Source organism: Pseudomonas sp. GW821-FHT09E04, from assembly GCF_059416185.1.
In genome coordinates, this window is record NZ_JBWKOR010000006.1 from 1 (window position 1) to 21,756 (window position 21,756).

The 21,756-nt window shown below is 59.1% G+C and carries 25 protein-coding genes and 1 tRNA gene; 22 read left to right on the forward strand and 4 right to left on the reverse strand.

Annotation, left to right across the window (positions count from 1 at the left end):
• Positions 1 to 662 precede the first annotated feature (662 nt).
• A complete protein-coding gene (locus AC07N4_RS21680) occupies positions 663 to 1,028 on the reverse strand; it encodes a hypothetical protein (protein ID WP_102620828.1) in 366 nt (121 codons plus the stop codon).
• A 119-nt stretch (positions 1,029 to 1,147) separates the two neighbouring features.
• Between AC07N4_RS21680 and AC07N4_RS21685 the strand changes: the two genes are divergently transcribed.
• On the forward strand, positions 1,148 to 1,897 hold the full coding sequence (locus AC07N4_RS21685) for a hypothetical protein (RefSeq protein WP_493066059.1): 750 nt from the start codon (positions 1,148 to 1,150) through the stop codon (positions 1,895 to 1,897).
• A gap of 34 nt (positions 1,898 to 1,931) precedes the next feature.
• Here AC07N4_RS21685 and AC07N4_RS21690 read toward each other — a convergent pair whose 3' ends face one another.
• Positions 1,932 to 2,261, reverse strand: a complete 330-nt coding sequence (locus tag AC07N4_RS21690; RefSeq protein WP_096823087.1) for a hypothetical protein — start codon at positions 2,259 to 2,261, stop codon at positions 1,932 to 1,934.
• A gap of 137 nt (positions 2,262 to 2,398) precedes the next feature.
• Positions 2,399 to 2,483: transfer RNA gene (locus AC07N4_RS21695), tRNA-Leu, on the reverse strand.
• 108 nt (positions 2,484 to 2,591) lie between these two features.
• Here AC07N4_RS21695 and queA point away from each other — a divergent pair.
• The 6 genes from queA (at position 2,592) to AC07N4_RS21725 (ending at position 8,703) form a co-directional block, all read left to right on the forward strand.
• Positions 2,592 to 3,656 carry a tRNA preQ1(34) S-adenosylmethionine ribosyltransferase-isomerase QueA gene (gene queA, locus AC07N4_RS21700; protein ID WP_102620826.1) on the forward strand — a complete coding sequence of 355 codons (1,065 nt, stop codon included), beginning with the start codon at positions 2,592 to 2,594 and terminating at the stop codon, positions 3,654 to 3,656.
• A 14-nt stretch (positions 3,657 to 3,670) separates the two neighbouring features.
• Entirely contained in the window at positions 3,671 to 4,786 is a 1,116-nt protein-coding gene (tgt, locus tag AC07N4_RS21705) for a tRNA guanosine(34) transglycosylase Tgt (RefSeq protein WP_493066065.1), read from the forward strand.
• A 43-nt stretch (positions 4,787 to 4,829) separates the two neighbouring features.
• Positions 4,830 to 5,168 carry a preprotein translocase subunit YajC gene (gene yajC / locus AC07N4_RS21710; protein WP_003227923.1) on the forward strand — a complete coding sequence of 113 codons (339 nt, stop codon included), beginning with the start codon at positions 4,830 to 4,832 and terminating at the stop codon, positions 5,166 to 5,168.
• 62 nt (positions 5,169 to 5,230) lie between these two features.
• Positions 5,231 to 7,099 (forward strand): protein translocase subunit SecD, encoded by a 1,869-nt coding sequence (gene secD / locus AC07N4_RS21715; RefSeq protein WP_096818611.1) that lies wholly within the window; start codon positions 5,231 to 5,233, stop codon positions 7,097 to 7,099.
• Positions 7,100 to 7,108: 9 nt separating this feature from the next.
• Positions 7,109 to 8,023 carry a protein translocase subunit SecF gene (gene secF, locus AC07N4_RS21720; protein WP_102620824.1) on the forward strand — a complete coding sequence of 305 codons (915 nt, stop codon included), beginning with the start codon at positions 7,109 to 7,111 and terminating at the stop codon, positions 8,021 to 8,023.
• A 131-nt stretch (positions 8,024 to 8,154) separates the two neighbouring features.
• The gene (locus tag AC07N4_RS21725; protein WP_085709392.1) at positions 8,155 to 8,703 is read left to right on the forward strand and encodes a glycine zipper 2TM domain-containing protein; all 549 of its coding nucleotides are present in this window, start codon (positions 8,155 to 8,157) and stop codon (positions 8,701 to 8,703) included.
• A gap of 137 nt (positions 8,704 to 8,840) precedes the next feature.
• Here AC07N4_RS21725 and suhB read toward each other — a convergent pair whose 3' ends face one another.
• Positions 8,841 to 9,659, reverse strand: coding sequence for a type III secretion system regulator SuhB (gene suhB / locus AC07N4_RS21730; RefSeq protein ID WP_007903571.1), 819 nt, complete (start codon positions 9,657 to 9,659; stop codon positions 8,841 to 8,843).
• 145 nt (positions 9,660 to 9,804) lie between these two features.
• Between suhB and trmJ the strand changes: the two genes are divergently transcribed.
• The 15 genes from trmJ to ispG all read left to right on the forward strand — a co-directional run bounded on the left by trmJ (position 9,805) and on the right by ispG (position 21,748).
• On the forward strand, positions 9,805 to 10,575 hold the full coding sequence (gene trmJ / locus AC07N4_RS21735) for a tRNA (cytosine(32)/uridine(32)-2'-O)-methyltransferase TrmJ (protein ID WP_007956692.1): 771 nt from the start codon (positions 9,805 to 9,807) through the stop codon (positions 10,573 to 10,575).
• A gap of 2 nt (positions 10,576 to 10,577) precedes the next feature.
• On the forward strand, positions 10,578 to 11,354 hold the full coding sequence (gene cysE, locus AC07N4_RS21740) for a serine O-acetyltransferase (RefSeq protein WP_007956691.1): 777 nt from the start codon (positions 10,578 to 10,580) through the stop codon (positions 11,352 to 11,354).
• Positions 11,355 to 11,523: 169 nt separating this feature from the next.
• Positions 11,524 to 12,015: a Fe-S cluster assembly transcriptional regulator IscR gene (iscR, locus tag AC07N4_RS21745; protein WP_007956690.1), complete on the forward strand. Its 492-nt coding sequence runs from the start codon at positions 11,524 to 11,526 to the stop codon at positions 12,013 to 12,015.
• Positions 12,016 to 12,065: 50 nt separating this feature from the next.
• Positions 12,066 to 13,280, forward strand: coding sequence for an IscS subfamily cysteine desulfurase (locus AC07N4_RS21750; protein ID WP_007956689.1), 1,215 nt, complete (start codon positions 12,066 to 12,068; stop codon positions 13,278 to 13,280).
• Positions 13,281 to 13,381: 101 nt separating this feature from the next.
• Positions 13,382 to 13,768, forward strand: a complete 387-nt coding sequence (gene iscU, locus AC07N4_RS21755) for a Fe-S cluster assembly scaffold IscU (RefSeq protein WP_003227907.1) — start codon at positions 13,382 to 13,384, stop codon at positions 13,766 to 13,768.
• Between the two features lie 28 nt (positions 13,769 to 13,796).
• A complete protein-coding gene (gene iscA / locus AC07N4_RS21760) occupies positions 13,797 to 14,120 on the forward strand; it encodes an iron-sulfur cluster assembly protein IscA (RefSeq protein ID WP_003227904.1) in 324 nt (107 codons plus the stop codon).
• An 8-nt stretch (positions 14,121 to 14,128) separates the two neighbouring features.
• Positions 14,129 to 14,650: a co-chaperone HscB gene (gene hscB / locus AC07N4_RS21765; protein WP_493066058.1), complete on the forward strand. Its 522-nt coding sequence runs from the start codon at positions 14,129 to 14,131 to the stop codon at positions 14,648 to 14,650.
• A 51-nt stretch (positions 14,651 to 14,701) separates the two neighbouring features.
• Complete coding sequence (hscA, locus tag AC07N4_RS21770; protein WP_102620822.1) at positions 14,702 to 16,567, forward strand: Fe-S protein assembly chaperone HscA; 1,866 nt, start codon at positions 14,702 to 14,704, stop codon at positions 16,565 to 16,567.
• Positions 16,567 to 16,908, forward strand: coding sequence for an ISC system 2Fe-2S type ferredoxin (gene fdx / locus AC07N4_RS21775; protein ID WP_003227897.1), 342 nt, complete (start codon positions 16,567 to 16,569; stop codon positions 16,906 to 16,908). Before hscA ends, fdx begins: the two co-directional genes overlap by 1 nt.
• Positions 16,909 to 16,922: 14 nt before the next feature.
• Entirely contained in the window at positions 16,923 to 17,123 is a 201-nt protein-coding gene (gene iscX, locus AC07N4_RS21780) for a Fe-S cluster assembly protein IscX (protein WP_027619659.1), read from the forward strand.
• A gap of 88 nt (positions 17,124 to 17,211) precedes the next feature.
• Positions 17,212 to 17,637, forward strand: a complete 426-nt coding sequence (gene ndk / locus AC07N4_RS21785; protein WP_007916882.1) for a nucleoside-diphosphate kinase — start codon at positions 17,212 to 17,214, stop codon at positions 17,635 to 17,637.
• 29 nt (positions 17,638 to 17,666) lie between these two features.
• Positions 17,667 to 18,815, forward strand: coding sequence for a dual-specificity RNA methyltransferase RlmN (gene rlmN / locus AC07N4_RS21790; protein WP_096818602.1), 1,149 nt, complete (start codon positions 17,667 to 17,669; stop codon positions 18,813 to 18,815).
• Positions 18,816 to 18,827: 12 nt separating this feature from the next.
• The gene (gene pilW, locus AC07N4_RS21795; protein ID WP_096818600.1) at positions 18,828 to 19,586 is read left to right on the forward strand and encodes a type IV pilus biogenesis/stability protein PilW; all 759 of its coding nucleotides are present in this window, start codon (positions 18,828 to 18,830) and stop codon (positions 19,584 to 19,586) included.
• On the forward strand, positions 19,586 to 20,635 hold the full coding sequence (locus AC07N4_RS21800) for a RodZ domain-containing protein (protein WP_493066057.1): 1,050 nt from the start codon (positions 19,586 to 19,588) through the stop codon (positions 20,633 to 20,635). The genes pilW and AC07N4_RS21800 overlap by 1 nt, the downstream gene beginning before the upstream one ends.
• 3 nt (positions 20,636 to 20,638) lie before the next feature.
• A complete protein-coding gene (gene ispG, locus AC07N4_RS21805) occupies positions 20,639 to 21,748 on the forward strand; it encodes a flavodoxin-dependent (E)-4-hydroxy-3-methylbut-2-enyl-diphosphate synthase (RefSeq protein WP_020795607.1) in 1,110 nt (369 codons plus the stop codon).
• The last annotated feature ends 8 nt before the right edge of the window (positions 21,749 to 21,756 follow it).

The following is a 21,756-nucleotide window of genomic DNA, read 5'->3' on the forward strand; positions in this document are numbered from 1 at the left end:
ATGTGAGAGTAGGTCATCGTCAAGATTAAATTCCGAAACCCCAATTGCGAAAGCAGTTGGGGTTTTGTTTTGCCCGCGGGAAAGTTCGTACGAGATTCTCGGACGCCTTGCGGCTGTCCTCGCCTGCCGACAATGCTAAGGTTCAGCCCTAGCTTTTGTACTTTTCCAAAGGAAGCCTTCATGCCGGACACAGTGCGATTGGCGGCCATTTGCCGCCGGGGTGTCGGTATCTCATGAGAGGCCCTCCAGGGCGCCCCTGAAGAGCTGGACTACCTTGTGAGACTTGTTGGGTTGAGTCGCAATGGCGGCTGGTTACGGCGCTCTCTCGGCCTTGCCAGTGCTGGATGTATCGCGATGGTTTTGCAGTCAACGATGATGCCGCCAAGCTGCTAGGGGCTTGGTAACAAGAAATCGATAAGCTGTCGTTGAGACTGTCTCGAAAGATGAGGGTGGAGCTGTCTAGAAGAGATGGTGACATTATCCCAGGCAGCAAAAGCCCCTTGGTAATCACCCATGGCCAGATCATCGCGCAGGGGCGGGCTCAGGCCGTCTTCCTCATAAGCGAGTTTGAGGGAAGGCTGGAAAAAAGGGGGCTGATTCATTTTTTGCGAAGTGAACGCTAACGATGGGCGGCGAGATAGCAGAACAGTCACGCCGTCCGATCACATGTTGGGGAAATAATTCACCGCAAGAAACAGCAGGGTCGCCACGCCGGCGGCAACCCCACACACGGCGCCCAGCAACTGACGTGCAGCCGGATGTGCCGGTTGGCGACGATTGGCAATCCACAACCATACCCCCGCCAGAACGCTCGCGCTTGTGATGAACACCACCAGACTGCGATCCAGGTTGGGTGTCGCCATCGTCGTACCAATGACCCCGTCGTATATCAGCGTGAACACAATACCGGTTACCACGCTACTTCCGGCGCCAGCAAGGTTGCCAAGTAGCAAGTTCCACTCACCCCGTTGCTTCACCACCCACCACCAGGTTCCGGCCATCACCATCAAGCACAGCAAAGCATCCATTGGTTTATTCCCGAGTGCGTGATAACAGAGGCGGTTGATAGGCCGCCAGCGAGAGTGGACGGCAAGATATCAAAATAGTAGCTTCGCGCCACTTTCTTCATCTGCGTAACGGACTACACATGCCTGGCGTTTCTTCTGTCTCGCGCCTGCTCGGCGCTTTCCTCCTCTCGATTGGAATGACCCCGGCACTTGCCGCCGAAACCCCGGAGGTCGCCTGGAAGGGATACCTCTCCGATTGTGGGCGTTTTCAGCAAGTGGTGAACAACGTTCAAAACGGGACAATTACTGCCAGGGAAGCGATGTTCCACATCGATAGCTTGATACGACCTGTTTTCATCCATCGCAGGCACCTCACCCAAGCAAGCCTTGCCTCTCCCGATTATGCCCGTTGCGAAAACGTCATTGCCCAAGCAACCGAGATCTGGAACAACGAACATAACGTCCAGGACAAAGAGATTCTGCAGCAAGCCTTAAAGGCTGAGGCCGAACATTTGGAGTCCCCGGAATACAAGCGCGCCCGCGCTCTGGGCTTTAGTGACGTCGGCAAACTCGGCAAACTCCATGAGATCGCCGAGGATTCGGAAACGGATGGCGAAGCGTTACTGAAGACATTGATGATCACGGTCGACTGGGGTTGCGGCCGACATTTTCGTGCCGTGCGATACGACAAACCCTATGTGATCTACACCGCCTATCCCGATGAGGGCAGCTGCGCAATCTATAGAGAGGTTGCGGTGCTGGGCGGAGCAATGGTGGAGAGGGGCGATACCATCGATCGGGACGCGATTTTTCAATACGTTGGATGGAAGAAACTGGAAGGGGCAGGTGGGTTCCCCATCGACATTCAAGTGGTAAAAGTGCGCAAGTAATCCGAGGGGCTGTTCCTTCAGATCGCGTGTCTGATTACAGAATGTCCTTCAAATAACCCTTGAGCGCGAGGAGCGGCTGATCCAGTTGTTCCAGCGACTGCGCCTGACTGAGGTCGGTCGACAACTTGTGCAGTTCCCGCCCCAGCGGTTTCTCGAAGCCACCCAGCGCATCCATCGCCAGCGCCAGGCACTCGTTCATCTTGAACTGGATCGTCTCGACATCACCCCGGCGCACCAGCAATTCGAATACGTCTTTCTGATAGTCGCCCATGACCATGTCATCCCGCAGAATCGGGCTCAGGCCTTCTTCCTCGTACGCGAGTTTGAGGGAGAACAGGGCGACGGTTTCCAGTGACGTTTCCATGCAGTGAATCCTTTGAGGTGTCCTGTTGTTGTTACAGGGAAGATCAAAAGATCGCAGCCTTCGGCGGCTCCGACAACAGCAGCCACTTTCCGGCAGGCGAAAAAAAAGGCCTTGCAAAGCAAGACCTTTCTTAATTTTGGTGCCCCGAGGGAGACTCGAACTCCCACTCCTTTCGAAAACGGATTTTGAATCCGCCGCGTCTACCAATTCCGCCATCAGGGCTCAATGGCGGCGAAGTATAGAGAGGTACCTACCGTTGGTCAATCACGTTTCATGGTCAATTTTCGATATTTCCGCTAGACTTTCCGGCCCTGCTAGACGAACTCCATCATGCGCGTTGCTGACTTTACCTTCGAGCTTCCTGATTCGCTGATCGCCCGCCACCCTTTGGCCGAGCGTCGCGGTAGTCGCCTGTTGACCCTGGATGGTGTCAGCGGCGCCCTGGCACACCGTCAATTCACTGATCTGCTTGAGCATTTGCGCCCGGGCGATCTGATGGTGTTCAACAATACCCGGGTGATTCCGGCACGGCTGTTCGGTCAGAAGGCGTCTGGCGGCAAGCTGGAAATCCTCATCGAGCGAGTGCTCGACACGCACCGCGTGCTGGCCCATGTGCGCTCCAGCAAGTCACCCAAGCCGGGTTCGAAGATCCTCATCGACGGTGGAGGCGAAGCCGAAATGCTGGCTCGCCACGATGCCCTGTTCGAGTTGAGTTTCGCTGAAGAAGTGCTGCCGCTCCTCGACCGCGTCGGGCACATGCCGCTGCCGCCTTATATCGACCGCCCGGACGAAGGCTCGGATCGTGAGCGTTATCAGACCGTGTACGCCGAGAAGCTCGGCGCGGTGGCAGCGCCGACCGCCGGGCTGCACTTCGACCAGACGCTGATGGAAGCGATCGCCGCCAAGGGTGTCGAGACCGCGTTCGTTACGTTGCACGTCGGTGCGGGTACGTTCCAGCCGGTGCGTGTCGAAAAGCTCGAAGATCACCACATGCACAGCGAATGGCTGGAAGTCGGCCAGGACGTGGTCGATGCAGTCGCTGCCTGCCGTGCGCGTGGCGGTCGGGTGATTGCCGTAGGCACCACCAGCGTGCGTTCGCTGGAGAGCGCCGCTCGTGATGGCGTGCTCAAACCGTTCAGTGGCGACACCGATATCTTTATCTTCCCGGGCCGGCCGTTCCATGTGGTCGACGCCCTGGTCACCAATTTCCATTTGCCCGAATCCACGTTGTTGATGCTGGTTTCGGCGTTCGCCGGCTATCCGGAAACCATGGCTGCCTACAAGGCCGCCGTCGAAAACGAATACCGCTTTTTCAGCTACGGTGATGCGATGTTCATCACCCGTAACCCCGCACCTACTGCCCCTAAAGAAACAGGCCCCGAGGAAACAGAATGAGTCGCCAATGCCGCATGTCCTTCGAGCTCCTGGCCACCGACGGCAAGGCTCGTCGTGGTCGCCTGACCTTCCCCCGTGGCACCGTCGAGACCCCGGCCTTCATGCCGGTTGGCACCTACGGCACGGTCAAGGGCATGTTGCCGCGTGACATCGTCGCCACGGGCGCTGAGATCATTCTGGGCAACACCTTCCACCTGTGGCTGCGTCCTGGTACTGAAGTGATCAAGGAACACGGCGACCTGCACGATTTCATGCAGTGGAAAGGCCCGATCCTCACCGACTCTGGCGGTTTTCAGGTATTCAGCCTCGGCGCCATGCGCAAGATCAAGGAGGAGGGCGTGACCTTCGCCTCCCCGGTCGACGGCTCGAAAGTGTTCATGGGCCCTGAAGAGTCGATGCAGGTCCAGCGTGATCTGGGCTCGGATATCGTGATGATCTTCGACGAATGCACCCCGTACCCGGCCGACGAAGACGTAGCCCGTGTTTCCATGGAGCTGTCGTTGCGCTGGGCCCAGCGCTCGAAGAATGCCCATGGCGACAACACAGCGGCGCTGTTCGGCATCGTTCAGGGCGGCATGCACCAGGACCTGCGCATGCGTTCTCTGGAAGGCCTGGACAAGATCGGCTTTGACGGTCTGGCCATCGGCGGCCTGTCGGTGGGCGAGCCCAAGCACGAAATGATCAAGGTGCTGGATTATCTGCCGGGCATGATGCCGGCTGACAAACCTCGTTACCTTATGGGCGTTGGCAAACCGGAAGATCTGGTTGAGGGTGTGCGCCGCGGTGTGGACATGTTCGATTGCGTGATGCCAACCCGTAATGCCCGCAATGGGCATCTGTTCATTGATACTGGCGTGCTGAAGATCCGTAACGCGTTCCATCGCCATGATGATTCGCCGCTGGATCCGACCTGCGATTGCTATACCTGCCAGAACTTCTCGCGCGCTTATCTGCATCATCTGGACAAGTGCGGCGAAATGCTCGGCAGCATGCTCAATACCATCCACAATTTGCGCCATTATCAGGTGCTGATGGCTGGTTTGCGCGAGGCTATTCAACAGGGTACATTGGCCGCCTTTGTCGATGTCTTCTACGCCAAACGCGGGCTTCCCGTTCCGCCTTTGGACTGAGTTTTCTGACCCCAAGATTCAACATTTGCAACTGGAGTGCTAAATGAGCTTTTTTATCTCTAATGCCATGGCTGACGCGGCTGCACCGGCAGCAGCCGGCCCAATGGGTGGCGGCTTCGAGTGGATTTTCCTGGTTGGCTTCCTGGTCATCTTCTACCTGATGATCTGGCGTCCACAGGCCAAGCGCGCCAAAGAGCAGAAAAACCTGCTGAGCAGCCTGGCGAAGGGTGACGAAGTGGTTACCACCGGCGGCATCGCCGGCAAGATCACCAAAGTGGCCGACGACTTCGTGGTTCTGGAAGTTTCCGACACCGTGGAAATGAAGTTCCAGAAGGGCGCCATCGCCGCCACGCTGCCAAAAGGCACGCTGAAAGCGATCTAAGTTTCAACTTCTACTCAATCGACGGGGCGCGCAAGGCGCCCCGCGTCATAACGGGCGGCGTGATGCTGAACAAATATCCTCTGTGGAAATACATTCTGATCCTGGCGGTGCTGGCGATCGGTCTGATTTATTCCGCTCCCAATCTATACCCCGATGACCCGGCCATTCAGATCAGCGGCGCCAGCACGGCCCTGCAGGTCAATCAGGCCGATCTGGATCGCGTGAGCACCGCGCTCAAGGAATCCGGGATCAACGTCAAGGCCTCGAGCCTGGCTGCAAACGGCAAGGGCGGTCTGATCCGTCTGACCAAGGCTGAAGACCAGCTGCCGGCCAAGGACGTTGTGCGCAAGGCATTGGGTGATGACTACGTCGTCGCGCTGAACCTGGCACAGACCACCCCGCAATGGCTGCGCAGCGTGGCCGCGCACCCGATGAAGCTGGGTCTGGACTTGTCCGGTGGTGTGCACTTCCTGCTGGAAGTGGACATGGAAAAAGCCCTCGATGCACGCCTGAAAGTCTATGAAGGCGACGTCAAGAGCCTGCTGCGTAAAGAAAAACTGCGCTATCGCAGCCTGCCGCAACTGGGCGGTGCCATTCAGTTGGGCTTCAGCGATGAAGACTCCCGCGAACAGGCCCGTGTGCTGATCCGCAAGAACTTCAACGATTTCGACATTGTTCCGGCCGACCTCAATGGTCAACCGGTGCTGCGTCTGGCGATGACCCCGGCCAAGCTGGCGGAAATCCGTGAATACTCCATCAAGCAGAACTTGACCACGGTACGTAACCGCGTCAACGAGCTGGGTGTTGCCGAACCGATCGTCCAGCGTCAGGGTGCCAACCGTATCGTGGTTGAGCTGCCGGGCGTACAGGACACTGCCGAAGCCAAGCGTATCCTCGGCAAGACGGCCAACCTCGAGTTCCGCCTGGCCGCCGAGCCGGGTGCTTCGAAAGCCACTTCCGAGACGTTCGAGTTCCGCGAAGGCAAGCGTCCTCCTGCACAGATCGAGCGTGGCCTGATCATCACCGGTGACCAGGTGACTGACGCCAAGGCCGGCTTCGGTGAGCACGGCACCCCTGAAGTGAACATCCGTCTGGATGGCCACGGTGGCGAACTGATGAGCCGCGCGACCCGCAGCAACGTCGGTCGCAGCATGGCGGTGATCTTCATCGAACAGCGTCCGGTGACCACGTACACCAAGCAAATGGTCGACGGCGTCGAGAAAGACGTTGCCGTACAGACGTTCAAGGAAGAGAAGAAGATCATCAGCCTGGCGACCATTCAGTCGCCGCTGGGTGCGCAATTCCGTATCACCGGCCTGAACGGCCAGGGCGAGTCGTCCGAACTGGCGCTGCTGCTGCGTGCTGGTGGTCTGGCCGCTCCGATGTACTTCGCTGAAGAGCGCACCATCGGCCCGAGCCTGGGTGCGGACAACATCACCAAGGGTATCGATGCATCGCTGTGGGGCATGCTGTTCGTCTCGCTGTTCATCATCGCCATCTACCGCTTCTTCGGCCTGATCGCCACCGTCGCACTGGCGGTGAACATGGTGCTGCTGCTGGCACTGATGTCGCTGCTGGGTGCCACGCTGACCCTGCCGGGTATCGCCGGTATCGTGTTGACCATGGGTATGGCGGTCGACGCCAACGTGCTGATCTTCTCGCGGATCCGTGAAGAGATCGCCGCCGGCATGACCGTGCAGCGTGCAATCAACGAAGGCTTCGGTCGGGCATTCACTGCGATTCTCGACGCCAACCTGACCACATTGCTGGTCGGCGGCATTCTCTTCGCCATGGGCACCGGCCCGGTGAAGGGCTTCGCAGTAACCATGTCCCTCGGGGTTCTGACTTCGATGTTCACGGCCATCATGGTCACCCGCGCGATGGTCAACCTGATCTTCGGCGGTCGTGACTTCAAGAAGTTGTGGATTTAAGGGGCTGCCATGTTACGTACAATCAACTTCATGGGCGTCCGCAACTTCGCGTTCGGCGTCACAGTGTTCCTGACCTTGCTGGCTGTTTTCAGCGTATTCCACAAGGGCATGAACTGGGGTCTGGACTTCACCGGCGGTACGCTCATCGAGCTGACCTACGAGCGTCCGGCCGATGTCACCAAGGTGCGTGATCAGCTGACCACCGCCGGCTATCACGAAGCTATCGTGCAGAACTTCGGTGCTACCACCGATCTGCTGGTGCGCATGCCGGGTGAAGATCCGCAGTTGGGTCATCAGGTAGCGCAAGCGCTGCAGAAGGTCGGTGGCGACAACCCGGCGACGGTCAAGCGCGTCGAGTTCGTCGGCCCGCAGGTCGGTGAAGAGCTGCGTGACCAGGGTGGCCTCGGCATGCTGCTGGCACTCGGCGGCATCCTGATCTACCTGGCTTTCCGCTTTCAGTGGAAATTCGCGGTCGGCGCCATCGTTTCGCTGATTCACGACGTGATCGTGACCGTCGGTATCCTGTCGTTCTTCCAGATCACCTTCGATCTGACGGTGCTGGCGGCAGTACTGGCGATCATCGGCTACTCGCTGAACGACACCATCGTCGTATTCGACCGGGTGCGTGAGAACTTCCGCGTACTGCGCAAGGCTACGCTGATCGAGAACATCAACATCTCGACCACCCAGACCCTGTTGCGGACCATCGCGACTTCGGTTTCGACCTTGCTGGCAATCGCGGCGCTGCTGTTCTTCGGCGGTGACAACCTGTACGGCTTCTCCCTGGCGCTGCTGGTGGGTGTTCTGGCGGGTACCTATTCGTCGATCTACATCGCCAACGTGGTGCTGATCTGGCTGAACCTGTCTACCGAAGACCTGATTCCTCCGGCCAACACCGAGAAGGAAGTCGATGACCGTCCTTGAGGCCCTGCTTCCATAGCATTCTCCCGGTGGTACAAGACAAAAAAGACGCGAGTTGAACTCGCGTCTTTTTTTTTGCTCCAAGGCTGGGAGAAGCGCGGGCTTGTCCCGCATGTGATGGTCAGGAGGTTCATGTGAACAAGTCGTTACTGGTTGGTGCGGTATTGGGTGCTGTCGGTGTGACTGCCGGGGGTGCTGTTGCCACCTACAGCCTGGTTAAAAGCGGCCCTGAGTATGCGCAAGTGTTGGCCGTTGAACCGGTCAAGACACAGATCAAGACTCCACGTGAAGTGTGCAAGGATGTCGCTGTGACCCGGCAGGCGCCGGTCAAGGATCAACACCAGATTCTCGGTACCGCCATCGGTGCCGTGGCAGGTGGTTTGCTGGGTAATCAGATCGGCGGCGGCACCGGCAAGAAGATTGCCACGGTGGCCGGTGCGGTCGGTGGCGGTTATGCCGGCAACAAGGTGCAGGAAGGCATGCAGAATCGCGATACCTACACCACCACGCAGACTCGCTGTAATACGGTGAATGACATCAGCGACAAGGTCGTAGGCTATGACGTTCGTTACTCGCTGGACGGCAAGGAAGGCAAAGTGCGGATGGATCGTGATCCGGGCAACCAGATTCCGGTCGACAAGGAAGGCAAGCTGATCCTGTCTCAGGCGCAGCCGGGGCAGTGATCTGCTGAAAGCTGATAAGAAAGCACCCTTCGGGATGCTTTTTTATGTCTGCGATTTGAGCGAGAAATGCAGGGGGATCGAATTAGAGGCATAAAAAAAGCACCCCGAAGGGTGCTTTTTTGGGTTTCGCGAAAAGCTTAGCGCTTCAGCGAAGCCGGCAGGTGCGGCTGGATCGCCGTCAGAACTGCCTTGAAGCATTTGGTGTTGCCGGCAACGACGTGGCCTTTTTCAAGGAAGTCGTGACCGCCGGTGAAATCGCTCACCAGGCCGCCTGCTTCCTGAATCAGCAGGGCGCCAGCAGCCATGTCCCACTCGGACAGGCCCGACTCCCAGAACGCGTCGAAACGACCGGCGGCCACGTAAGCCAGGTCCAGGCTCGCCGAACCGGCGCGGCGGATGCCGGCAGTCTGGCCAACCAGGGCGCGGAACATGCCCAGGTAGTTGTCGAGGTTGTCCATCTGGTCGTCACGGAACGGGAAACCGGTGCCGAGCAGAGCGCCGTCCAGGCTGGTACGACCGCTGACACGCAGGCGACGACCGTTCAGTTGAGCGCCGCGACCACGGCTGGCGGTGAATTCTTCCTGGCGAACCGGATCCAGAACAACGGCGTGTTCCAGGCGACCACGGTATTTGCAGGCAATGCTGACAGCGAAGTGAGGAATGCCGCGCAGGAAGTTGGTGGTGCCGTCCAGTGGGTCAATGATCCACAGGTATTCTTCGCCTTCGATGCCGTTACCGGCGTGCATGCCGGTCTCTTCACCCATGATCGAGTGATTCGGGTAAGCCTTGCGCAGAGCATCGATGATTTTCTGTTCGGCGGCGCGATCGACCTCGGATACATAATCCTTGGCGTCTTTTTCGTCGACCTTGATGGTATCCAGGCGCTCGATGGAGCGGAAGATCAGTTCACTGGCGCTGCGGGCGGCGCGCAGCGCGATATTCAGCATGGGCTGCATGGATGTGTCACCTAAGGTTGTTAAAGAAAGCCGCGCATTCTATCAGAACTTTTCTTCAGGTGAAGGTCGCTGTTCGCTTTCATAGCTTAACGGTAGGCTGTTCTGTAAGATTTGCCCCCCTTTGCCGAGTCCGAGAGCGCCCGCCGTGCTGCAAAATATTCGTGTCGTCCTGGTCAATACCAGCCATCCGGGAAACATCGGCGGGACCGCGCGCGCCATGAAAAACATGGGCCTGTCGCGGTTGGTGCTGGTTGACCCGCGAGTTTTCCCGCATCACGAAGCCGACGCTCGTGCCTCCGGTGCCGGTGACATCCTTGAAAACGCACAAGTCGTCGCCACCTTGGAAGACGCCCTGGTCGGCTGCAATCTGGTGCTCGGCACCAGTGCCCGCGACCGGCGCATTCCCTGGCCATTGCTGGACCCGCGCGAGTGCGGAACCAAAGTGGTCGAGGAGGCCGGGCAGGGCGCGGAAATCGCACTGGTGTTCGGTCGTGAAGATTCCGGCCTGACCAATGACGAGCTGCAGCGATGTCACTATCACGTGCACATTCCCTCCGATCCTGAATTCAGTTCGCTGAACCTCGGGGCGGCGGTGCAGGTGTTGAGTTATGAAGTGCGCATGGCCTGGCTGGCCGCACAAGGTCAGCCGACCAAGATCGAGAAGGAAGAGGTGGCCTCCGTGAAAAGCGCCGAGCTGGCGACCATGGATGAGCTGGAGCGATTCTACGAGCACCTGGAACAGACCCTGGTGGCCATCGAATTCCTCGATCCGGAAAAACCGCGGCACTTGATGGCGCGCCTGCGCCGGTTGTACGGACGCAGCTCGGTCAGTCGGGCGGAAATGAATATTTTGCGTGGCATCCTCACGGAAACCCAGAAAGCGGCCCGTGGCGAGCTCCTTAAACGGAAGGATTAATGATGTTCGAGCGTTTGCGTGAAGATATCCAGAGCGTATTCCACCGAGACCCGGCGGCGCGTAACGCTTTTGAAGTCCTGACCTGCTACCCCGGCATGCATGCAATCTGGATTCATCGACTGGCCGGCATGCTCTGGCGCAACGATCTGAAATGGCTGGCGCGGCTGGTGTCGAACTTCGGTCGCTGGTTGACCGGTATCGAGATTCATCCGGGCGCCAAGGTCGGTCGACGCTTCTTCATCGACCATGGCATGGGCATCGTGATTGGTGAAACCGCTGAAATCGGCGATGACGTCACCATCTATCAGGGTGTGACCCTTGGCGGCACCAGCTGGAACAAGGGCAAGCGTCACCCGACGCTGGGTGATGGCGTGGTGGTAGGGGCGGGTGCGAAGGTGCTTGGCCCGTTCACGGTCGGTGCTGGTGCCAAGGTCGGCTCCAATGCCGTAGTGACCAAGGAAGTGCCGCCAGGTGCCACGGTGGTGGGCATCCCTGGCCGGATCATCGTCAAGTCCGATGATGAAGCCGACGCCAAGCGTAAAGCGATGGCCGAGAAGATCGGTTTTGATGCTTACGGTGTGAGCGAAGACATGCCGGACCCGGTGGCACGTGCCATTGGTCAGCTACTCGATCACCTGCAGGCGGTGGATGGCCGTCTGGAAGGGATGTGCGGTGCGTTGAAGGATCTGGGCAGCAATTATTGTGCGAAAGATCTGCCTGAACTGCGTGAAGAAGACTTCGCCTGCGTCAAGGGCAAGGACGAATCCAAGCTCCACTGACGCCCCGGCAGGGGCTGCTGCTGAGCGGTGTGCCATTAAGCCGCAGACCCTGCTATCATTCGCGCGCTCTTTTGCGGGTAAACCCGACTAAAGCACTAGGTCTTATAGTTGACTTAAATGCTCGGGAATTGCATACTCCCGCCCATTCCGAACTCCGTGGTAATTGTCCATGCGACTGACTACAAAAGGCCGATACGCCGTGACCGCCATGCTTGACCTGGCGTTGCATGCGCAACACGGGCCGGTGTCCCTGGCCGATATCTCCGAGCGCCAAGGCATCTCCCTGTCCTATCTCGAACAGCTGTTCGCCAAGCTGCGCCGCAGTAACCTGGTTTCCAGTGTTCGCGGTCCGGGCGGTGGCTACCAGTTGTCCCGCGACATGCAGGGCATCCAGGTCGCTCAGGTGATCGATGCGGTGAACGAATCGGTCGATGCAACAAAATGCCAGGGCCAGGGCGATTGCCATTCCGGCGACACCTGCCTGACCCATCACCTGTGGTGCGACCTGAGCCTGCAGATTCACGAATTTCTCAGCGGTATCAGCTTGGCCGACCTCGTAACTCGCCGTGAGGTGCAGGAAGTGGCCCAGCGTCAGGATCAGCGTCGTTGCAATGGCAAGGCGCCGCGCCTGGACAAGATTGAAGCGTCCGCCGTCGAATGACAGCCAAAGAGCTAGCGGCACGCCAGCCAGCCTGATTTAGGAGATAGTCCATGAAATTGCCGATTTACCTTGATTACTCTGCGACCACCCCGGTCGATCCGCGCGTTGCGCAAAAAATGAGTGAATGCCTGCTGGTCGACGGAAACTTCGGTAACCCGGCGTCCCGTTCCCACGTGTTCGGCTGGAAGGCCGAAGAGTCCGTCGAAAACGCCCGTCGTCAGGTGGCCGATCTGGTCAACGCCGACCCACGCGAAATCGTCTGGACCTCCGGTGCCACCGAGTCCGACAACCTGGCAATCAAGGGTGCGGCACATTTCTACGCCTCCAAGGGCAAGCACCTGATCACCTCCAAGATCGAGCACAAGGCGGTCCTCGACACCATGCGCCAACTGGAGCGTGAAGGTTTCGAAGTGACCTACCTCGATCCGACCGAAGACGGTCTGATCACGCCTGCCATGATCGAAGCTGCACTGCGTGAAGACACCATCCTGGTGTCGGTAATGCACGTGAACAACGAAATCGGCACCGTCAACGACATCGCCGCCATCGGCGAACTGCTTCGTTCGAAAGGCATCCTGTTCCACGTCGACGCCGCTCAGTCCACCGGCAAGGTCGAGATCGACCTGCAGAAGCTGAAAGTCGACATGATGTCGTTCTCTGCCCACAAGACCTACGGCCCTAAAGGCATCGGTGCGCTGTACGTGAGCCGCAAGCCGCGTGTGCGCATCGAAGCGACCATGCACGGTGGCGGTCACGAACGTGGCATGCGTTCCGGCACCCTGGCGACCCACCAGATCGTCGGCATGGGCGAAGCGTTCCGTGTGGCCAAGGAAGACATGGCTGCCGAAAACGTCCGCATCAAGGCGTTGAGCGACCGCTTCTACAAGCAGGTCGAGCACCTGGAAGAGCTGTACGTCAACGGCAGCCTGACCGCCCGCGTTCCGCACAACCTGAACCTGAGCTTCAACTACGTTGAAGGCGAGTCGCTGATCATGGCGCTCAAGGATCTGGCGGTTTCGTCCGGTTCGGCCTGCACCTCGGCGTCGCTTGAGCCTTCGTACGTACTGCGCGCCCTGGGCCGCAACGACGAACTGGCACACAGCTCGATCCGTTTCACCTTCGGCCGTTTCACCACCGAAGAAGAAATCGACTACGCCGCGCAGAAAGTCTGCGAGGCCGTTACCAAGCTGCGCGCTCTGTCGCCGCTGTGGGACATGTACAAAGACGGCGTCGATATCTCGAAGATCGAGTGGGCGGCACACTAAATATAGAAGCCGCCGGATACAGATCCTGTAGCGACGCGGCGGTTTACGCAGCGCAGTTGCAGGGTCTCAAGAGCGGCCCTGATGAGTGAGGATTGAGAATCATGGCTTACAGCGAAAAGGTCATCGACCACTACGAAAACCCGCGTAACGTCGGCAAGATGAATGCCGAAGACCCGGATGTCGGCACCGGCATGGTCGGCGCCCCGGCATGCGGCGACGTGATGCGTCTGCAGATCAAGGTCAACGATCAGGGCGTTATCGAAGACGCCAAGTTCAAGACTTACGGCTGCGGTTCGGCTATCGCCTCCAGCTCCCTCGCCACCGAGTGGATGAAGGGCAAGACCCTGGACGAAGCTGAAACCATCAAGAACACCCAGCTGGCCGAAGAACTGGCCCTGCCGCCAGTGAAAATCCACTGCTCGGTACTCGCTGAAGACGCCATCAAGGCGGCTGTTCGCGATTACAAGCAGAAGAAAGGCTTGATCTAAGCATTGGGCGACGAGTAAGGAGTCAACGATGGCTATCAGCATGACAGAAGCGGCTGCTCGACACGTGCGACGCTCCCTCGACGGGCGCGGCAAGGGTGAAGGGATTCGTCTGGGTGTTCGCACCACGGGCTGTTCCGGCCTTGCCTACGTGCTGGAGTTTGTCGACGAGGTGGTTGCAGAAGATCAGGTGTTCGAAAGTCACGGCGAAAAAGTGATTATCGACCCGAAAAGCCTGGCTTACCTCGACGGCACCGAGCTCGATTTCGTCAAGGAAGGGTTGAACGAAGGCTTCAAGTTCAACAACCCCAACGTGCGCGGTGAATGTGGCTGCGGCGAAAGCTTCAACATCTGAGGCTTGTCGTGGGTATTCCTTGTCATTTCGCTTTATTCGAGCTGCAACCGGGCTTTCGTCTGGATCTCGAACAGTTGGCCACGCGCTATCGCGAGCTGGCGCGCGGCGTTCACCCTGACCGCTTCGCCGACGCTTCCGAGCGCGAGCAGCGCTTCGCTCTTGAGCAGTCCGCGCGGCTCAACGACGCCTACCAGACGCTCAAGAGTCCGGCCCAGCGCGCACGTTACCTGCTGACCATCAGCGGGCATGAAGTGCCGATGGAAGTCACGGTCCATGATCCCGAGTTTCTTCTGCAGCAGATGCAATGGCGCGAAGAGCTCGAAGATCTGCAGGACAGTGCCGACCTGGACGGTGTCGCGACCTTCAAGCGTCGCCTGAAAACCGCCCAGGACGAGCTGAACGAAAGCTTCGCAGCCTGTTGGGATGATGCAGCGCAACGCGAACAGGCCGAACGCCTGATGCGACGCATGCAGTTCCTCGACAAGCTCACCTACGAAGTGCGCCAGTTAGAAGAGCGCCTCGACGATTAACCCAGTGCCGCTCCGGTCGCACGCCTGATATACAGATAAGTCCTGATCACGATGGCCCTACTGCAGATCGCCGAACCCGGCCAAAGTCCTCAACCGCACCAGCGTCGTCTGGCTGTGGGGATCGACTTGGGCACTACCAATTCGCTGGTCGCTGCGTTGCGCAGTGGTCTTTCCGAGCCGCTGGCCGACGCCGAAGGGCGGGTCATCCTGCCTTCTGCCGTGCGCTATCACGCCGATCGCGTCGAAGTCGGCGAGTCGGCCAAGCTGGCCGCGTCCTCCGATCCCCTGAATACCGTGCTGTCGGTCAAGCGCCTGATGGGCCGTGGTCTGTCCGACGTCAAGCAATTGGGCGATCAACTGCCGTACCGCTTTGTCGGCGGCGAATCGCACATGCCGTTCATCGACACCGTGCAGGGTCCGAAAAGCCCGGTCGAAGTGTCCGCCGATATCCTCAAGGTGTTGCGTCAGCGCGCCGAGGCGACCCTTGGTGGTGAGCTGGTGGGTGCGGTGATCACCGTTCCGGCGTATTTCGACGATGCTCAGCGTCAGGCTACCAAGGATGCGGCGAAGCTCGCCGGTCTGAACGTGCTGCGTCTGCTCAACGAGCCGACGGCGGCGGCGGTGGCGTACGGTCTGGACCAGCATGCCGAAGGCCTGGTCGCGATTTATGACCTGGGTGGCGGCACTTTCGATATTTCGATTCTGCGTCTGACCGGCGGTGTCTTCGAAGTCCTGGCAACCGGCGGCGACAGCGCGCTGGGTGGCGATGACTTCGATCACGCGATTGCCGGCTGGATCATCGAGAGCGCCGGTTTGTCCGCCGACCTCGATCCGGGCGCCCAGCGCAGCCTGCTGCAAACCGCTTGCGCCGCCAAAGAAGCCCTGACGGATGCCGACAGTGTTGAAGTGGCCTACGGCGACTGGAAAGCACAACTGACCCGCGAAGCTTTCGATGTACTGATCGAACCAATGGTCGCCCGCAGCCTGAAAGCCTGCCGTCGCGCCGTCCGCGACTCCGGCGTCGAGCTGGAAGACGTGCACGCCGTGGTCATGGTGGGTGGTTCGACTCGCGTTCCACGAGTTCGCGAAGCCGTCGCCGAAGCCTTCGGTCGTCAGCCACTGACTGAAATCGACCCGGATCAAGTGGTGGCCATTGGTGCCGCGATCCAGGCGGATACATTGGCTGGCAACAAGCGTGATGGCGGCGAACTGCTGCTGCTCGACGTGATTCCTCTGTCCCTGGGGCTGGAAACCATGGGCGGCCTGATGGAGAAGGTGATTCCGCGTAACACCACCATTCCCGTCGCTCGCGCCCAGGACTTCACGACTTATAAAGACGGCCAGTCGGCCATGGCGATCCACGTGTTGCAGGGCGAGCGCGAATTGATCAGCGACTGCCGCTCCCTGGCTCGCTTCGAATTGCGCGGCATTCCGGCAATGGTCGCAGGCGCGGCGAAAATTCGCGTGACCTTCCAGGTCGATGCCGACGGTCTGCTCAGCGTTTCCGCCCGTGAATTGGGTTCGGGCGTTGAAGCCAGCATCCAGGTCAAGCCGTCCTATGGTTTGACCGACGGCGAAATCGCCAAGATGCTGAAAGATTCGTTCCAGCACGCCAATGACGACAAGGTCGCCCGCGTTTTGCGCGAGCAGCAGGTTGATGCCCAGCGCCTGATCGAAGCGGTGCAGGGCGCTCTGGAGGCGGATGGCGAGCGTTTGCTCGACGCCGAAGAGCGCCTGGTCATCGATCTGCAGGTGCAGGAACTGGCCGAACTGATGAAAGGTACCGATGGTTACGCCATCGAGCAGCAGACCAAGCGTCTGTCGCAAGTGACCGATGCTTTTGCTGCTCGCCGTATGGATCAGACGGTGAAGGCCGCTCTGTCGGGGCGCAATCTGAATGAAATCGAGGATATCTGATGCCGCAGGTCATTTTTCTGCCACACGAGAAGTTCTGCCCTGAAGGCATGGTTGTCGAGGCTGAGCCCGGCACATCGATTCTCGATCTGGCCCACGAACACCATATCGAGATGGAAAGCGCCTGCGGCGGCGTCTGCGCTTGCACCACTTGTCACTGCATCATTCGCGAGGGTTTCGACTCGCTGGAAGAAGCCGATGAGTTGGAGGAAGATTTCCTTGATCGTGCGTGGGGTCTGGAGGCGCAGTCGCGTCTGGCCTGTCAGGCTATCGTGGGTGAAGAAGACATCACCGTCGAAATCCCGAAATATTCGCTTAACCATGCGGCCGAAGCGCCGCACTGACTGGTAAGACTGTCATGAGCTACGGTTGGAATGATGTTCAACGTATTGCAGAAGAGCTGGCCGAAGCCAAGCCGGATGTCGATCCGCTCTCTGTCAATTTCGTCGACCTGCAGCGATGGATCATGGAACTGCCTGATTTCGACAACACCTCTGGCCGTGTCGGCGAGAAAGTGTTGGAAGCGGTCCAGGCCCTCTGGATCGAAGAAGTAGACTGATCGTCCTTGCAGGTTAGGCAATACCCAAGAACCCGCGTATAATTCGCGGGTTTAATTTTTCGCAAATTACCGTTTCTGGAGTTACACCATGGCTGTTCAACGTACTTTCTCCATCATCAAGCCTGACGCTGTTGCAAAAAACGTCATCGGCGAGATCACCACTCGTTTCGAAAAAGCAGGCCTGCGCGTTGTAGCTTCGAAACTGAAGCAACTGTCCAAAGCCGAAGCTGAAGGCTTCTACGCTGAGCACAGCGCTCGTGGTTTCTTCGGCGACCTGGTTGCCTTCATGATCTCCGGTCCTGTTGTTGTTCAGGTTCTGGAAGGCGAAAACGCTATCGCTCTGAACCGTGAGCTGATGGGCGCTACCAACCCTAAAGAAGCTGCTGCCGGCACCATCCGTGCTGACTTCGCTGATTCCATCGACGCCAACGCTGTACACGGTTCGGACTCCGAAGCCGCTGCTGCTCGTGAAATCTCGTACTTCTTCGCAGCTACTGAAGTAACCACTCGCTAAGCATTGGCTTAAAGAGTGAAGGTGAATCCATGACTACATCGACTGTTAAAACCAACCTGCTGGGTCTGACCCAGCCGGAAATGGAAAAATTCTTCGACTCAATCGGGGAGAAGCGTTTCCGTGCCGGTCAGGTAATGAAATGGATTCACCACTTTGGCGTGGATGATTTCGACGCCATGACGAACGTCAGCAAGGCCTTGCGCGACAAGCTCAAGGCTATTGCTGAAGTCCGTGGTCCCGAAGTGGTCAGCGAGGACATCTCCAGCGACGGCACTCGTAAGTGGGTGGTGCGCGTGGCGTCCGGCAGCTGTGTCGAGACCGTTTACATTCCCCAGGGCAAACGCGGCACTCTGTGCGTTTCGTCCCAGGCAGGCTGTGCCCTGGACTGCAGTTTCTGCTCCACCGGCAAGCAAGGCTTCAACAGCAACCTCACCGCCGCCGAAGTCATCGGTCAGGTGTGGATTGCCAACAAATCCTTCGGCAGTGTTCCGGCTACCATCGACCGCGCCATCACCAACGTGGTGATGATGGGCATGGGCGAACCGCTGCTGAACTTCGACAACGTCGTGGCCGCCATGCATCTGATGATGGATGACCTGGGCTACGGGATCTCCAAGCGCCGCGTGACCCTGTCCACGTCGGGTGTGGTGCCGATGATCGATGAGCTGGCCAAGCACATCGACGTATCCCTGGCGTTGTCCCTGCACGCACCGAATGACGCATTGCGTAACCAATTGGTGCCGATCAACAAGAAATATCCGCTTAAGATGCTGCTCGAGTCGTGCCAGCGCTACATGTCCGAACTGGGCGAGAAGCGCGTGCTGACCATCGAGTACACCTTGCTCAAGGACGTCAACGACAAGCTTGAGCACGCCGTGGAAATGATCGAGCTGCTCAAGGATATTCCCTGCAAGATCAACCTGATTCCGTTCAACCCGTTCCCGCATTCCGGGTACGAGCGGCCGAGCAACAACGCCATCCGCCGGTTCCAGGATCAGCTTCACCAGGCAGGCTATAACGTGACCGTGCGCACCACCCGTGGTGAAGACATCGACGCGGCTTGCGGTCAATTGGTAGGGCAGGTGCTGGATCGCACCCGTCGCAGCGAACGTTACATCGCCGTGCGCGAATTGAGCGCCGACAGCGATCTGGCACAGAACGCCGCGAACACTAACTAAGAGAGGATCTCTATGTCCCTGCGCTTTGCGCTGCTGTTGCTGTTGGCCAGCCTGTGTGCTGGCTGTGTCCTGTCGGGCGATTACAACCCGATGAAGACCAGCAAGGGCCGCGATGAAGCGCGGGCTGCCTACGTGCAGCTGGGACTGGGATACTTGCAGCAAGGCATGACCGAACGGGCCAAGGTGCCGTTGAAAAAGGCCCTCGAGCTGGACAGTTCGGATCCTGACGCCAACGCGGCCCTCGGGCTGGTTTTCCAGTCCGAGATGGAGCCTGCACTGGCGGATGAGCACTTTCGCAAGGCACTGTCCTCCCGTCCCGCCGATGCCCGCATCCTCAACAATTACGGCAGTTTTCTCTACGAAGAAAAGCGTTACAAGGAAGCCTACGAGCGTTTTGAACAGGCCGCCGCCGATACCCTGTATCCTGAGCGTTCGCGCGTGTTCGAGAACCTCGGCATGACGGCGTCCAAGCTTGGTCAGCGTGATCTGGCCCAGCAGCAACTGGAAAAAGCATTGCGTTTGAACCGTCAGCAACCACGGGCATTGCTGGAAATGGCTGAGTTGTCATTCGAAGACAGGCATTATGTGCCCGCGCGTGACTATTACGATCGTTTCAGCCAGCTGTCCGAGCAAAATGCACGTAGTCTGTTGCTCGCGGTTCGGTTGGCAAAAGTGTTTGAAGATCGCGACAAGGCCGCCAGTGCGGGCCTGCAATTAAAACGACTCTATCCCGGTACGCCGGAATATCAGCAATACCTGTCGGAGCAATGATGAAAGCGGCGCATCCCGAAGTTGTAGCAGCGAATCGCGTTAACCCAGGTGAGACCTTGCGCCAGGCCCGCGAAAGCAATGGCTGGTCGCTGGCCGAAGTGGCCCTCAAGCTCAACCTCACCGTGACTTCCCTGACCAACCTCGAAGCCGGTGCGTTCGACAAGCTGCCGGGGCATACCTTCGCTCGCGGTTACATTCGCGCCTATGCCAAATTGCTCGGCATGGATCAGGCGGTCCTGGTCCAGCAGTTCGACCAGTCCACCGGCACCGACTCCCAGGGCAGCAACGTCCACGCCCTGGGTCGGATCGAAGAGCCGGTCCGGGTTTCCCACACCATTTTGCGGATCGTCAGCCTGTTGCTGCTGATTGCGGTCATCGGCGGCGGTTTCGTCTGGTGGCAGGATCAGACCTCGCTGCGGACCAAGGATCTGACCACGCTGGCGCCTGAGCACGTCGAAGTCGAAGGCGCTGACGGCACTACCCAGATTCACCCGCTGGACGAGCCGGAAGACCAGGCCGTCGCGGAAGGCGAAGCCGAGGGCTCAACCGCCCTGGCACTGCCACAAGCGGAAACCGCCGCTGAGTCGACGGGGGCCGAGGCTGCTGCTCCAGCAACAGCTCCGGTGACGCCTGCTCCAGCCGTAACCGCTCCTGCTCCGGTTCACACGCCAGCTCCGGTGGTGGCTGCTCCTGCCGCGCCTGCGCCAAACGTTCCGGCTACACCAGCACCTGTCGTCACGGCTCCTGTCGCTCCGACCGCTGTTGTTCCAGCACCCGCGCCAGTTGCCCCGGCAGCTCCGGTTGCGGGCCAGGGCCAGGTTCAACTGCAATTCACCGCCGATTGCTGGGCTCAGGTCACTGACGGCAGCGGCAAAGTGTTGTTCAGCGGTCTCAAGCGCAAGGGCGACAGCGTCTCCGTGGCTGGCAAGCCACCGCTGGCTGTTCGTCTGGGCGTTGCCCGGGCCGCGCAGGTCAGCTACAACGGCCAACCGGTCGATATCGCTCCGTTCACCAGTGGCGAGACTGCTCGCCTGAAGTTGGGTCAATAAGTCATGCACGGCGAATCTCCAATCAAACGTCGCGAATCACGCAAGATCTGGGTCGGTAACGTGCCTGTCGGCGGCGATGCGCCTATCGCTGTGCAGAGCATGACCAACAGCGACACCAATGACGTCGCTGCCACCGTCGCCCAGATCAATCGCCTTGAAGCCGCCGGTGTCGACATCGTGCGGGTTTCGGTGCCGGACATGGACGCCGCCGAGGCATTCGGCAAGATCAAGCAACTGGTCAAGGTGCCGTTGGTTGCTGACATCCACTTCGACTACCGCATCGCTTTGCGCGTGGCTGAGTTGGGTGTCGATTGCCTGCGGATCAACCCGGGCAACATCGGTCGTGAAGATCGCGTGCGTGCGGTGGTCGATGCCGCCCGTGACCGCGGGATTCCGATCCGCATCGGCGTCAACGCCGGCTCCCTGGAAAAGGACCTGCAAAAGAAATACGGCGAACCGACCCCGGCCGCGCTGGTCGAGTCGGCACTGCGTCACGTCGAGCACCTCGAACGCCTGAATTTCCAGGACTTCAAGGTCAGCGTGAAGGCCTCCGATGTGTTCATGGCCGTCGAAGCCTATCGTTTGCTGGCCAAGGAAATCGTGCAGCCGCTGCACTTGGGCATCACTGAAGCCGGTGGATTGCGTTCCGGTACAGTGAAATCCGCCGTGGGCCTAGGTATGCTGCTCGCCGAGGGGATTGGCGATACTATCCGCATCTCGCTGGCGGCCGATCCGGTCGAGGAAGTGAAGGTCGGTTACGACATTCTCAAGTCTTTGCATCTGCGTTCCCGTGGCATCAACTTCATCGCCTGCCCGAGCTGCTCGCGGCAGAACTTCGATGTGGTCAAGACCATGAACGAGCTGGAAGGGCGCCTTGAAGACCTGCTGGTGCCGCTGGATGTCGCGGTGATCGGTTGCGTGGTCAACGGCCCCGGCGAAGCCAAGGAAGCCCATATCGGCTTGACTGGCGGCACGCCAAACCTGATTTACATCGACGGCAAGCCGTCGCAGAAACTGACGAATGACAATCTGGTGGACGAGCTCGAAAGGCTGATCCGCGAGAAAGCGGCCGAGAAGGTCGAAGCTGACGCAGCGGTTATCGCGCGCGGCTGATCGAACGA